This is a genomic window from Oryzicola mucosus (assembly GCF_014534685.1).
Lineage (GTDB): Bacteria > Pseudomonadota > Alphaproteobacteria > Rhizobiales > Rhizobiaceae > Oryzicola > Oryzicola mucosus.
Genome location: NZ_JACVVX010000004.1, coordinates 170,815 through 183,354, shown reverse-complemented (window position 1 = coordinate 183,354; position 12,540 = coordinate 170,815). Strand labels below are relative to the sequence as shown.

11 protein-coding genes are annotated in these 12,540 nt (G+C 62.1%); 3 read left to right on the top strand and 8 right to left on the bottom strand.

What is annotated here, in order from left to right; all coding sequences use genetic code 11:
* Nucleotides 1-36 precede the first annotated feature (36 nt).
* Both ICI42_RS14190 and pssA read left to right on the top strand, forming a co-directional pair.
* Complete coding sequence (locus tag ICI42_RS14190; protein WP_188165240.1) at nt 37-735, top strand: phosphatidylserine decarboxylase; 699 nt, start codon at nt 37-39, stop codon at nt 733-735.
* Nucleotides 736-745: 10 nt separating this feature from the next.
* A complete protein-coding gene (gene pssA, locus ICI42_RS14185; protein WP_230980362.1) occupies nt 746-1,567 on the top strand; it encodes a CDP-diacylglycerol--serine O-phosphatidyltransferase in 822 nt (273 codons plus the stop codon).
* 9 nt (nt 1,568-1,576) lie between these two features.
* Here pssA and ICI42_RS14180 read toward each other — a convergent pair whose 3' ends face one another.
* From ICI42_RS14180 to ICI42_RS14145, 8 genes are all read right to left on the bottom strand, one after another.
* Nucleotides 1,577-3,799, bottom strand: coding sequence for an AMP-binding protein (locus tag ICI42_RS14180; RefSeq protein ID WP_188165239.1), 2,223 nt, complete (start codon nt 3,797-3,799; stop codon nt 1,577-1,579).
* A 260-nt stretch (nt 3,800-4,059) separates the two neighbouring features.
* Complete coding sequence (locus ICI42_RS14175; protein ID WP_188165238.1) at nt 4,060-4,806, bottom strand: SDR family NAD(P)-dependent oxidoreductase; 747 nt, start codon at nt 4,804-4,806, stop codon at nt 4,060-4,062.
* A gap of 166 nt (nt 4,807-4,972) precedes the next feature.
* A complete protein-coding gene (purF, locus tag ICI42_RS14170) occupies nt 4,973-6,439 on the bottom strand; it encodes an amidophosphoribosyltransferase (RefSeq protein WP_188165237.1) in 1,467 nt (488 codons plus the stop codon).
* A 170-nt stretch (nt 6,440-6,609) separates the two neighbouring features.
* Nucleotides 6,610-7,206 (bottom strand): CvpA family protein, encoded by a 597-nt coding sequence (locus ICI42_RS14165; RefSeq protein WP_188165236.1) that lies wholly within the window; start codon nt 7,204-7,206, stop codon nt 6,610-6,612.
* A 24-nt stretch (nt 7,207-7,230) separates the two neighbouring features.
* Nucleotides 7,231-8,637 (bottom strand): DNA repair protein RadA, encoded by a 1,407-nt coding sequence (radA, locus tag ICI42_RS14160; protein WP_188165235.1) that lies wholly within the window; start codon nt 8,635-8,637, stop codon nt 7,231-7,233.
* A gap of 39 nt (nt 8,638-8,676) precedes the next feature.
* Nucleotides 8,677-9,084: a type II toxin-antitoxin system PemK/MazF family toxin gene (locus ICI42_RS14155; RefSeq protein ID WP_230980361.1), complete on the bottom strand. Its 408-nt coding sequence runs from the start codon at nt 9,082-9,084 to the stop codon at nt 8,677-8,679.
* Nucleotides 9,081-9,338 carry a type II toxin-antitoxin system Phd/YefM family antitoxin gene (locus ICI42_RS14150; RefSeq protein ID WP_188165234.1) on the bottom strand — a complete coding sequence of 86 codons (258 nt, stop codon included), beginning with the start codon at nt 9,336-9,338 and terminating at the stop codon, nt 9,081-9,083. The genes ICI42_RS14155 and ICI42_RS14150 overlap by 4 nt, the downstream gene beginning before the upstream one ends.
* Before the next feature lie 79 nt (nt 9,339-9,417).
* Nucleotides 9,418-10,908, bottom strand: coding sequence for a replicative DNA helicase (locus tag ICI42_RS14145; RefSeq protein WP_188165233.1), 1,491 nt, complete (start codon nt 10,906-10,908; stop codon nt 9,418-9,420).
* Between the two features lie 627 nt (nt 10,909-11,535).
* On the opposite strand from ICI42_RS14145, the gene ICI42_RS14135 reads away from it, so the two are divergent.
* A complete protein-coding gene (locus tag ICI42_RS14135; RefSeq protein ID WP_210317244.1) occupies nt 11,536-12,507 on the top strand; it encodes an omptin family outer membrane protease in 972 nt (323 codons plus the stop codon).
* Nucleotides 12,508-12,540 lie beyond the last annotated feature (33 nt).

Here is a 12,540-nt window from a genome sequence, read left to right as displayed (position 1 = left end):
AAGCAACCCGGACGAAAAGCGGAGCCGCCCCAGCCCATGAGCATAGTCGACACGATCCGAAACGCCTTCGTTCCGGTGCATCGCGCGGGATATCCCTTCATCGCCGGGTTTGCCGCGATATCGGTTCTTCTGGGCTTTTTCTCGACATCCTTGTTCTGGATCGGGGCGATCCTGACCGCCTGGTGCGCCTATTTCTTCCGCGATCCCGAACGCGTGACTCCGACCGACGACAGGCTGGTCATCAGCCCGGCTGACGGGGTGGTTTCAGCCGTCGGTCCTGCGGTGCCGCCGCTCGAACTCGGCCTGCCAGCGGGCGAGATGACTCGCATCTCGGTGTTCATGGACGTATTTTCCTGCCATGTGAACCGTTCGCCGGTGCGCGGCCGCATCACCCGCATCGAGCATCGTCCCGGAAAATTCCTGAACGCGGAACTGGACAAGGCGAGCCAGGAAAACGAGCGCAACGGCCTCGTCATCGACAGCCCGAACGGCACAGTCGTCGCCGTGCAGATCGCCGGCCTCGTCGCACGTCGCATCCTGTGCTGGTCCGGCACCGGCGAGAACATCGCGGTGGGCGAGCGCTTCGGCCTGATCCGTTTCGGCTCGCGCGTCGATGTCTATCTGCCCGCGGGCGCCGTGCCGCGCGTTGCCGTAGGCCAGACCGCCGTAGCCGGTGAGACGGTGATCGCAGAATTCGGCGGTGCGCCGACCGCGCCGCTCGTCAGGGTCGGGTGAGGGCGCGCCGATGCCCAGACCTCGTCCGTTCCAGAGTTTCGAGCCGCATGGCAGCGGCGGTCCACGCATTCGGGAAATCCCGATCCGCATGGTGCTGCCCAACCTGATCACCGTTCTGTCGATCTGTGCCGGCCTGTCCGGCATCCGGCTCGCCTTCGACGGTCGTTTCGAGACGGCGGTCATCCTCGTTCTGGTCGCCGCGCTTTTGGACGGCGTCGACGGGCGCATTGCGCGGCTGCTCAAGGCGACATCGAAATTCGGCGCGCAGATGGATTCGCTGGCCGACATCGTTAATTTCGGCGTCGCACCCGCCTTGGTGCTCTATGCCTATCTGCTCGACCAGGCAGGGTCCGCCGGCTGGATCGCGGCCCTGATGTTCGTCATCGCCTGCGGTCTGCGTCTCGCCCGTTTCAACGTGCTCGACGAGGATCTCGACCGGCCTGCGTGGCAGGCGGAGTATTTCGTCGGCGTTCCCGCGCCCGTCGGTGCGCTGGTGATGATGACGCCGATGTATCTCGGTTTTCTCGGCATGGACCCGACGCGCGGCGTGGCGTTCGTCGCTAGCGCTTTCACCATCGTCGTCGCTTTCCTGCTGGTCAGCCGCTTGCCTGTTTATTCCGGCAAGAAATTGAAAATCCGCCGCGAGAACGTACTGCCGGCGCTCATGGTCGCAGCCCTCTATGTGCTGTTGATCGCGACCTATACGTGGGAAACGCTGTCGGTGTCCGTTGCCCTCTACCTGGCTTTCCTGCCGCTGAGCATGCGGGCCTATTCGAAGCGGGCGCAGGCTGAAAAGGCCGTTGCCGTGCAGACGGACGATCTGGAGGCCTGAGGGCCTGTTTCAGGCGGACTGGCCAAGTCGCTCGATGGCGATGCTGCGGGTTGCGGTGTAGTCCACCTTGCCCGAGCCAAGCAGCGGCAGTTCGGTGACCTTGACGATGTCGTGCGGCACCATCAACTCCGTAGCGCCCGCCTGACGCCCATAGCGCCGCAACGCGTCTGCATCCGCTTGCGTCGCTGTCGTGACCAGAACGAGCCGCTCGCCGCGCTTGTTGTCCGGTATGGCGACGACGGCGTGGCGCTCCTCGGGCCAAAGCGCCTGGACGAGGATTTCCACCGCGCCCAATGAGATCATTTCTCCCGCGATCTTGGCAAAACGCTTGGCGCGGCCGCGAATGGTAATAAAGCCCTCGCGGTCGACAGACACGATGTCGCCGCTGTCATGCCAGCCATCCGACAAGGGTTGCACTTCGCCGGGACGCTCCGCATCGATGTAGCCCATCATCACATTCGGACCGCTGAGCCACAGGCGCGCACCCTCGGTGACGCCCTCCACCGGCTCGAGCCGCATGCGCATGCCGGGCAGGAGCCTGCCCACGGTGCCGTCTCGGCCATGGGTGGCGGAGTTCACGGCAACCACGGGCGCCGCCTCGGTCAGGCCGAAACCCTCGACGATTTCGGCGTGGAAGCGTTCGCGATAAATCCTGCGCGTTTCCTGTTTGACCGGCTCGGCTCCCGCGACGACGAAACGCAGGCTCGAAAAATCGTCGTCTTCCGCGGTGCGCGCATAGGCGGCGAGAAATGTGTCGGTGCTGATCATCACGGTTGGGCGGATGCGCCGGGCAATGTCCGGAATGAGCTTGTAGTGCAGCGGGGAGGGATAGAGGAACAGCTTTGCGCCGCTGACCAGCGGCAACACCACGCCGGCTGTGAGACCGAAGGAGTGGAACACCGGCAGCACGTTGAGCAGTTTGTCCGCCGGGGAGACGGTGAGCCGCGCTTCCGCCTGCATAGCGTTTGCCAAAATATTCCGGTGCGACAGCACCACGGCCTTTGGAGCGCCTTCCGAGCCGGAGGTAAAAAGGATGACAGCAGGCCGCTGAGCGTCCTGACGTTGCAAAGCGAGCCTCCACATCAAAGCGCCGGCAAACTTGTCCAGGCTGCTCGTCTGCTTGCGGATGTCTTCGAGCCACAGGAACTTGGCACCGGCTCTTTGCGCGGCTTCGACGATGTCGCCCAGATTGGCCTTTTCGATGAACAGACGCGAGGAGACGATCGTGCGAATCAACGCCGTCTTCACCGCGGAAGCGACATTGGCCGAGCCGGAGGTGTAGTTGATCATCGCCGCCGGCCGCGACGTGGACGCCAGGGCGAGCAAGGACAGAACGAAGCCGTTGGAATTGGGCAGCATCACGCCGACCACGTCGCCGGGCGCGGTTACGCCCTCGAAATGCCGGCCGAGAATGCGCGCGCCGATCATCGTTTCGCGATAGCTCATCGCGCCGCCGACCGGATCCTCGATGATTGCGTGGGACGGGCCGTAACGAAGGGCAGCGTCGCGTGTCGCCTGGAACAGGGTGAGACGCGCATCTGCACCGGCATATCGCGCCTCCATGAAGCGGTCGAACAGGGCGTTCGAGGTGGTGATGCGCCCGCCGCCCATTCGTTCGGTCAAGGCGTTCATATCGACAGCCGCCAGTGCCGTGATGCGCAGCCGTGGGAACCAGTGGCGCGGGGCCTTGTCCTTGCCGGTCAGCGAAACCGGCAGGTGGCGGGTGCCATCGATGAAAATCGGGACGATCCTGGCATCCGCCTGCATGGCGATGCGCGAGACGGCACGGAACAGGCGGAACGCCTTGACGTCCGGCTCTACTGTGTCGGGGAAATAGACGGCCAGCCGGCCTTTTCCCTTGAGGACGCGCACCAGCCGGCGGCTGACGAAGACATGTTCGGCGTTGAAGGCGATGGTGCGGGCCAGCGAGCGCCATGGATCGAGCCAGCCTGCCTTGGCGGATGCGTCGTCGAGGATGTGCAGCGTGTCGTCCGGCAGCAGCGACAGCATCAGCGCCGGCTCGATGCGGGACTGGTGCCAGACCACATAGATGACCGGAGCCTGCGACTTGCGCGCGCCGCGCATGGCTGCGTCGTCGATCCGGTACAGAAGCTTGAAGGGGGTGTAGAGCAGCGCCTGCTTGAGATCGAGGCCGAGCCGAGCGCAATCCACCGCCGCGACGACCAGCCAGGCAATAACGACGCCGAGCAGCAACGCACCGGTCAGAATCATGCCGCACCTTTCAACGATTCGGGCCAACGCTTCATGCGAAGCGATCCTCGCGACCGCCGACTGCGGAAACTAGACGATGTGGCCTCAAGGTCAATGCGCGGAGTGGCCCCAAAGATTTCTTAAAAAAACATCGGAACGAATGGAACCGTTTTGAAAGGCCGGAGTTATGAGAGCGACGGGCCATTCTGTCCCCCAACCCCTCAGCCCGTCCCCCTCAAGCCGACCTTTGCGTCGGCTTTTTCTTTGCCCGTAAAATGCTTTTACTCGGGCTGCCGGTAGGCAACGAACCGGTCGCGCTGCGCCTGGTAGATCAAGCCGGTTTCAGTCAGAGAGCGGCTGACGAGCGGCATCAGTTTCGCCGCGATTTCCGACGGTTGCGGCAGGGTTTTCGGGTCTTCGCCCGGCACGGCCTGGGCGCGCATCGCGGTGCGGGTGCGGCCGGGATCAAAGGCGTTGACACGAAGGGCGAGCGACTTGGTTTCGTCGGCCCAGGACCGCATCAGGGTCTCCACGGCTGCTTTCGAGGCGGCATAAGGGCCCCAGAAGGCGCGGGCGGAATGGGCGGCGTTCGAACTGACGATGACGGCGCGACCCGCCTCGGAGTTGCGCAGCAGCGGATCGACAGAACGGATCAAACGCCAGGTGCCGGTGACGTTCACGGCCATGACCTTATCGAACACTTTCGCCTCGACATGGCCGATCGGGGAAATCACGCCGAGCACGCCGGCATTGGCGACCAGAATGTCGAGCTTGCCCCAGCGGTCGTTGATCGCGCCGCCCAGTCGGTCGATGCCGGGCATGTCCGTAAGGTCGAGCGGAACCAGCGTCGCCTGACCGCCGGCCGACTTGATCTCGTCGTCCAGTTCCTCGAGCCCGCCTATGGTGCGCGCCACCGCCACCACATGCGCGCCAGCGGCTGCAAGCTGCTTGGCAACGGAATAGCCGATGCCCCGCGACGCGCCGGTGACGAGAGCGATACGGCCGGAAAGATCGGGGTTAGGGGTCATGCAGCTTGCCTTCTGTCCGTATTCATTTGCCTTCATCCGCCTGCCGGCATCTTCTTCCCGTAAAAATGGCGAGAGAGATGGGTGCGTGCGCCGATGCCTTCCTCTCCCCAATATTCAGGGGCAGAGGGTGAGGGGCAATTAATACGATTTCGGCGGAAACGGAAGATCAGCCGTTGTTTGCCAGCAGCGAAAGCGTGCGCACATTGTCGGCGCCGTCGAAATCGGCAAGGCGGGTCGGATATTCGCCGGTGAAGCAGGCGTCGCAGAACTGCGGCTGTTCGCCATTGCGCGAGGCCTCGCCGACCGCACGGTAGAGCCCGTCGATGGACAAAAAGCCGAGCGAATCGACGCGGATGAAATCGGCCATTTCGTCGACCGACATGCGCGATGCCAGGAGTTTGGCCTTTTCCGGCGTGTCGACACCGTAGAAGCAGGATGCACGGGTGGGCGGCGAGGCAATGCGCATATGCACTTCCCGGGCACCGGCGTCGCGCACCATCTGCACGATCTTCTGGCTGGTGGTGCCGCGAACGATCGAATCGTCGACCAGCACCACGCGTTTGCCCTCGATCATGCGGCGGTTGGCGTTGTGCTTGAGGCGCACGCCCATGTGGCGGATCGAATCGCCCGGCGAAATGAAGGTGCGACCGACATAGTGGTTGCGGATGATGCCGAGTTCGAACGGAATGCCCGATTCCTGCGAGAACCCGATGGCAGCCGGCACACCCGAATCGGGAACCGGCACCACGATATCCGCATCGACCGGGCTTTCGTTGGAAAGCTCCATGCCGATGCGCTTGCGCACGTCATAGACGTTGCGGCCCTCGACGCTCGAATCGGGACGCGCGAAATAGACATATTCGAAGATGCAGAAGCGCGACTTGACGGGCTCGAAGGGAAAAACGCTCTCGATGCCCTTGGAGGTGATGATAACCATCTCACCGGGCTTGAGGTCCCGGACGAAGCGTGCGCCGATGATGTCGAGCGCGCAGGTCTCAGAAGCCAGAATCCAGGCGCCGTCGAGGTCGCCCAGCACCAGCGGGCGGATGCCCAGCGGATCACGGCAGCCGATCATCTTCTTGGCCGTCATGGCGACCAGCGAGAAAGCGCCTTCGACCTGCCGCACCGCATCGATGAAGCGCGAGTTGAGGTCGCGTTCCTTGCTGGTGGCGACCAGATGCAGGATGGTCTCGGTATCGGAGGTGGACGAGAAAATTGCACCCTGTTTCTGCAAGGTGCGCTGGACCGTCATGGCATTGGTGAGATTGCCGTTATGCGCTACGGCGAAGCCGCCATCCGCCAGTTCGGCGAAAAAGGGCTGGATGTTGCGCATGCCGGCGCCGCCGGTCGTGGCGTAGCGCGTATGGCCGATGGCGCGGCTGCCGGGAAGGCGGTCCTGCACGGCCTGCTTGGTGAAGGTGTCGCCGATCAGGCCGACATGGCGCTCGACGTGGAACTGCGTGCCGTCATAGGAGACGATACCCGCAGCTTCCTGGCCGCGATGCTGAAGCGCATGCAAGCCGAGGGTGACGATGGCCCCGGCATCCTGCCGGCCAAAGATGCCGAACACACCGCATTCGTCATGGAAATGATCGTCAGCTTCCGCGGAAAGCACGTCGTTTGCGTCTGCCATCGGTGCGGCCTTTCAAAGCGGCATACCGGACCCTGCCGGAAAACTGCCTCGGAAAAAGAAAACACCTGCCGCCTCGTACACATCGTACGGGGCGGCAGGGGCGCCAAGGCCGTTATATAGTGGCAACAACTGAAAAGGGCAACGCGACAAACGCGTCGTTCACACCAACGTCATGGTGCTGTCGGAGCATTCGGCGCAGGTGCGTCCGGCGCGCCTTCGGCAGGCGGCGCTTCGGTGCCGGTCTCGGGCGCATCGTTGTCGTTGGACAGGCGCTTGAGGATGGTGTTCTCGGGGTCGGCGGGCAGCAGGCCTTCGATCGTGGTCCCGATGCTTTCCAGAAGCGGACGCGATTTCGCCTCGGTAATCCAGACAGGCTTGTTGGCGCCGACCAGCCAGTTGAAGAACAGCAGGCCGACAGCCACCACGAGGATGCCGCGTGCTGCGCCATAGACGAAGCCAAGCGTACGGTCGAGCGCGCCGACGCGCGAATCGATGATGAAATCGGCGATCTTCATCGTGATCAGCGTGACGATGATCAAAGCGACGAGGAAGACGATGCCTGCCGCAGCCGCCATGGCGAACTGCTCGTTGTCGATATAGGGCTGCACGAAGGGCAGCACCGGGCGCCACAGAAAGAAGGCAGCGGCAGCCGCTGCGATCCACGATGCGATGGACAGCACCTCTCGGGAAAAGCCGCGAACCATGGCCAGCATGGCTGAAACCAGGGTGAAGCCGACGAGAATTCCGTCAAGCAGCGTAATCGGCATGGTCTCTCCAACAGTAGACAATCGTCATTCGGCGTCTTCGGTGCGTCTGCGTTTGCCGCCTGCGATGCGCGCCACGAGGTCTGCCAGTTCCGCCGGCTGGAAGGCCTTACCGCCGATCCCGCCAGCGAGATCCTCGCTGGTTCGTGGCAGTACCGCCTGTCCGAACCCCAGCTTCTCGGCTTCCTTGAGGCGCTGCTGCGCATGCGCGACAGGCCGCACCGCACCCGATAGGCTGATTTCGCCGAAATAGACGCAATCCGCAGGCAGGGCAAGTCCAGTGAGGGAGGAAACCAGCGCCGCCGCCACCGCGAGGTCGGCCGCGGGCTCGGAAATCCGGTATCCGCCGGCCACGTTCAGGTAGACGTCATGGGTGCCGAAGCGGACGCCGCAATGCGCTTCGAGAACGGCGATGATCATCGACATGCGAGCGCCATCCCAGCCGACCACCGCGCGGCGCGGCGTGCCCAGCGACGAGGCGGCGACGAGCGCCTGGATTTCCACCAGCACCGGCCGGGTGCCCTCGATGCCGGCAAACACCGCCGCACCTGGCGCCTTGGCATGGCGTTCGCCCAAAAACAGTTCGGACGGATTGGCCACCTCGCGCAGGCCCTTGTCGGACATTTCGAACACGCCGATCTCGTCGGTCGGGCCGAAACGGTTCTTGACCGTGCGCAGGATTCGATAGTGGTGGCCGCCTTCGCCCTCGAAATAAAGCACGGCATCGACCATATGCTCGACCACGCGGGGACCGGCGATCTGGCCTTCCTTTGTGACGTGGCCGACCAGCACGACCGCGGCGCCGGTGGATTTCGCATAGCGGATCATTGCCTGGGCGGCGGCACGCACCTGGGTGACGGTGCCAGGCGCAGAATCGGCAAGATCGGTCCACAGCGTCTGGATCGAATCGATGATGACGAGGTCCGGCCGCCTGCCATCGGCGATGGTCGCCAGAATGTCCTCGACATTGGTTTCGGCCGCCAGTTCCACAGGCGATGTGGCGACGCCCAGCCGCTGGGCGCGCAGGCGAATCTGGGCAACTGCTTCTTCGCCCGAAACATAGACGACACGGTGGCCGCGTGCGGCAAGTGCCGCCGCCGCCTGGGTCAGCAGCGTCGATTTGCCGATGCCGGGGTCGCCGCCGACCAGAAGTGCCGAGCCGCGCACAAAGCCGCCGCCTGTCGCGCGGTCGAGTTCGCCGATGCCCGAGATGATGCGCGGTGCGTCCTCGATGTCGCCGTCGAGGCTGGTGAGCGCCACGGCCCGGCCTTTGCGCGCGGCGCGAAGGCTCGCAGGACCGCTGCCGATGCCGCCCGAGGTGCCTTCCTCGACCAGCGTGTTCCACGCGCCGCAGGAATCGCATTTGCCGGCCCAGCGCTGATGCGTGGCACCGCAATTCTGGCAGATGAACTGAACGCGCGGAGGTTTAGCCAACTATGAGGTCCTGGGAATGATGGCGCCACGCCGCTGCTGCTAGGCATCGACAAATGTGGCGCGAAGCTTTCGGAAAAGATTTGCGGGAAGTTCGCCATAGGCGACCGTGCTCATGTCGCCGTTGCGGGACGGGCGAATGTCCGGACCCGGCCAAAAAAAGCGATTAGCCTCCGATACAATAATCCAGGACCGTTCATCATCGAGACCAAGACGTTGTTTGGTTGTGGAAGGAATTTCGATTGACACGCTATCTTTGGCAGGCGGCGTATGCGTGACCGGAACAACGATCACTACGGTCCGGCCTGCCTCCGTTTTCGCAGAGAGAACTATAGCACAGGGTCGGTCTTTTCGGCCTTCCTCTTGGCCAACCTCATGCTCCGACAGCCAAAGATAACTGTAGCGGATGACCAAGCCGGGAATTGGGTTGGGCAGACCTGCCAACTTCAATCGTCTAGCTCGTGATTGAACAGTTCGGATTCCGGTGACGGTTCCGCCGCCGCGATTGCTGCGATGTCCTCATCTGTGAAATCGTCCAGGCTCAAGACTTCGCGGTCGCGCCGCTTGAGGCGATTGTACTCTTCCGTCGATATCATCACAGTGCGCTCGCGACCGTTACGCGTCACCGCGATGGGCTGCGTCAGCGCCAGATCCTGATACCGCCCGATATTGCGTTGAAATTCCGCAGCGCTGACCTTCAGCATGGCTCATCCTATGCACATCATGCAACTTGCATAACATGCATATAGTTCATGATGCGGCTGACCGAAAGACCTTGCGTGCCTACTCGAACCGTTCGGGCAGATGGCTATCCTCGGCGAGGTCGAAGAAGCGGGTGAATTCGCCCTGGAAGCCGAGCTGGACAGTGCCGGTCGGGCCGTGGCGCTGCTTGGCGACGATCACCTCAGCCTTGCCCTTGGCTGCGGCCATCTCGCTTTCCCACTTGAAATATTCGTCGGTGCCCGGCTTCGGCTCCTTGTTCTTGAGGTAATATTCCTCGCGATAGACGAACAGCACCACGTCCGCGTCCTGCTCGATGGAACCGGATTCGCGAAGGTCGGAAAGCTGGGGCCGTTTGTCCTCGCGACTCTCCACCTGACGCGACAGCTGCGACAGCGCGATGATCGGCACGCCCAATTCCTTGGCGAGCGCCTTGAGCCCTGTGGTGATTTCAGTGATTTCCTGAACGCGGTTCTGCGAGGCCTTCGCAGACGACCCCTGCATGAGCTGGATATAGTCGATGATGATGACGTCGAGACCGCGCTGACGCTTGAGCCGCCGGGCGCGGGCAGCCAGCTGGGCGATGGAGATACCGCCGGTCGAATCGATGAAGAGCGGGATTTTCTGCAGCGTCTGGGTGCAGCCCACGAGCTTTTCGAAGTCGGCTTCGGTCAGGTCGCCGCGGCGGATTTTCGAGGATGGCACTTCGGCCTGCTCGGAAATGATACGCGTTGCGAGCTGTTCGGACGACATTTCCAGCGAGAAGAAGCCGATCACGCCGCCATTCGCAGCCTTGAACGAGCCGTCCGCCTGCTGTGCCGGCTCGTAGGCGTTGGCGACGTTGAAGGCGATGTTGGTGACAAGCGACGTCTTGCCCATGCCGGGACGTCCAGCCAGCACGATCAAGTCGGACGGCTGAAGGCCGCCCATGCGGGCGTCGAGATAGTGCAGGCCGGTGGCGATGCCGGACAGGTGGCCGTCGCGCATGTAAGCAGCGCTCGCCATGTCGATGGCGGTCTTGATGGCGTCCGAGAAGGCTTCAAAACCGCCATCGTAGCGGCCGGTTTCGGCGAGCTCGAACAGGCGGCGCTCGGCGTCCTCGATCTGTGCCGAAGGCGACATGTCCACAGGCGCATCATAAGCGATGTTGACCATGTCCTCGCCGACCGTGATCAGCGCGCGGCGGGTGGCGAGATCGTAGATCGCGCGACCGTAATCAGCCGCGTTGATGACCGTCACGGCTTCGGCGGCCAACCGGGCGAGATATTGCGGCACGGTCATGTCGCCGACTTTCTCGTCGGCCGGCAGGAAGGTCTTGAGCGTGACCGGATTGGCCATCTTGCCCATGCGGATCAATTCCGAGGCAATCTCGAAGATGCGCCGGTGCAGCGGTTCGTAGAAATGGGTCGGCTTCAGGAAGTCCGAGACGCGATAGAACGCGTCGTTGTTGACCAGCATGGCGCCCAAAAGGGCCTGCTCGGCCTCGATGTTGTTCGGGGCCTCCCGATAGAGCGGCGTTTCCGCCACGCTGAATTTCCGTGCTGCCTCTGCCATGTCTGTCCTGTTTTCTGTCCCGTAAACTGGGTAGCAGATTGACACGAGCGATGGTTGTTCAATCGACGTCGTGCCCATGATTCACAGCCATCCTTGCCGGATGGCAAAGTCTATTGACTCGATTCCGTGGGCGATTCTACCCGCTTCCGCACGGGCATGACAGCGGCCGCGCGGCATATCTTTTTATATGGACAGTACGCCTGCCCGATGCGGGAAGCCGCTTTACTGCGGAGAGGCGTAACGGTCAAAGCAAGCGATACGGATCATCGCTGGACACGTGGACTGCGGTTTGAAGAGACCTTCGGACCGACACCATTCGTGTCTCTGGGGGCTGAGGTAGACTATGCGATGAGCGAGAAGCTCAGCTTCGGACGGCTAGGCCCTCCGAGATTCAGTCTGAAGAGATCAGCTCGGGCCGTTTGGTATAGCTCAGTTCCATGGAATCCCCGGCCTATTGGCTCCAGTATTGAGTGATGTTGTATAACGCCCGCCCTTGATAGTTAGGCTTGTATCAACGTTGCTGAGTTTGCCCCATTTGCATCAGGCTGTTGCTGATTTGCGACAGACACTGCGTTGACTTCTGGATATTCAGAAGTGGTTTATGCTTAGAATGCAAGGGGGTCGTGCATGAAGTTCAAGTTGTTTTGTATGGCTGCGGCAGGCTTGGGGATCGCGGCGGTTTCACAATCCGCTATGGCGGCGGATCAGGTTGACGCGGTTCAATACGCGTCTGCCGGCAACGAAGTCACCTTTCTCGGCGGTGTCGGCTACACCTGGCTGAAAGGCAATGAAGTCGTTTACGACGGCGGGGGCAACCGGATCAGCCATCTCATCTGGGAGACGCGCGCGCCTGTGCTGACCGGCTCGTTCAACGCCGAAGTTTCCAACGGCTGGAGGGTTGCGGCAAACGGAGTTGTGGGTTTTTCCGGTGACAGCCACATGGAAGACTACGACTGGCTCGCTCCCTTTGCCCCAGGCTCCAATTGGGAAGACTGGACGCATCAGTCGATTCATCCCGACACCAAGCTTGACCGTTACGTGAATCTCGATATCGCGCTCGGGCGCGATTTCGCGATCAATGACAGCGCTACGATCAATTTGCATGGCGGGTTCAAATACACCAACGTCAAGTGGACCGCCCATGGCGGCTCATTGGTGTACAGCGTTAATGGATTCCGCGATACCGTTGCAAACTTCCCCGACGGGCAAAGCATCATTACCTTCGAACAACGCTATCCCGGCCTTTTCCTGGGTGCGGAGGCGACGGTCAAGTCAGGTGCTTTTACCTTCTCAGGTCTCGCACGTGGCGGCTTCACCATTTCGGCGACCGACACGGATCACCATTGGTTGCGGAGCCTTCGATTCGAAGAGAAGTACGATCCGATCCCGTTCATTTCGCTAGGCGCGAAGGCTGATTACGCCATTACCGAAAAGGCCGGCGTCTTCGTAGCGGCTAATTTCGAAAAATACTTCCGGAAGAAGGGCGACTCCACTCTTTACGACATTGAGTCGGGCAACGAAGGTCCGACCTATAGCGATAGCGCCGGAATGGATTTCTACTCGGTCACCCTGTCGGCAGGCTTCAAATTGGCGTTCTGATTTAGAATTGCAGAGAACACGGCACTCGACATG

Excerpts from the sequence above, each read along its gene's own strand:
- ICI42_RS14190 (WP_188165240.1), top strand. The coding sequence starts at position 37 with ATGAGCATAGTCGACACGATCCGAAACGCCTTCGTTCCGGTGCATCGC.
- pssA (WP_230980362.1), top strand. The coding sequence starts at position 746 with ATGCCCAGACCTCGTCCGTTCCAGAGTTTCGAGCCGCATGGCAGCGGC.
- ICI42_RS14180 (WP_188165239.1), bottom strand. The coding sequence starts at position 3,799 with ATGATTCTGACCGGTGCGTTGCTGCTCGGCGTCGTTATTGCCTGGCTG.
- ICI42_RS14175 (WP_188165238.1), bottom strand. The coding sequence starts at position 4,806 with ATGACCCCTAACCCCGATCTTTCCGGCCGTATCGCTCTCGTCACCGGC.
- purF (WP_188165237.1), bottom strand. The coding sequence starts at position 6,439 with ATGGCAGACGCAAACGACGTGCTTTCCGCGGAAGCTGACGATCATTTC.
- ICI42_RS14165 (WP_188165236.1), bottom strand. The coding sequence starts at position 7,206 with ATGCCGATTACGCTGCTTGACGGAATTCTCGTCGGCTTCACCCTGGTT.
- ICI42_RS14150 (WP_188165234.1), bottom strand. The coding sequence starts at position 9,338 with ATGCTGAAGGTCAGCGCTGCGGAATTTCAACGCAATATCGGGCGGTAT.
- ICI42_RS14145 (WP_188165233.1), bottom strand. The coding sequence starts at position 10,908 with ATGGCAGAGGCAGCACGGAAATTCAGCGTGGCGGAAACGCCGCTCTAT.
- ICI42_RS14135 (WP_210317244.1), top strand. The coding sequence starts at position 11,536 with ATGAAGTTCAAGTTGTTTTGTATGGCTGCGGCAGGCTTGGGGATCGCG.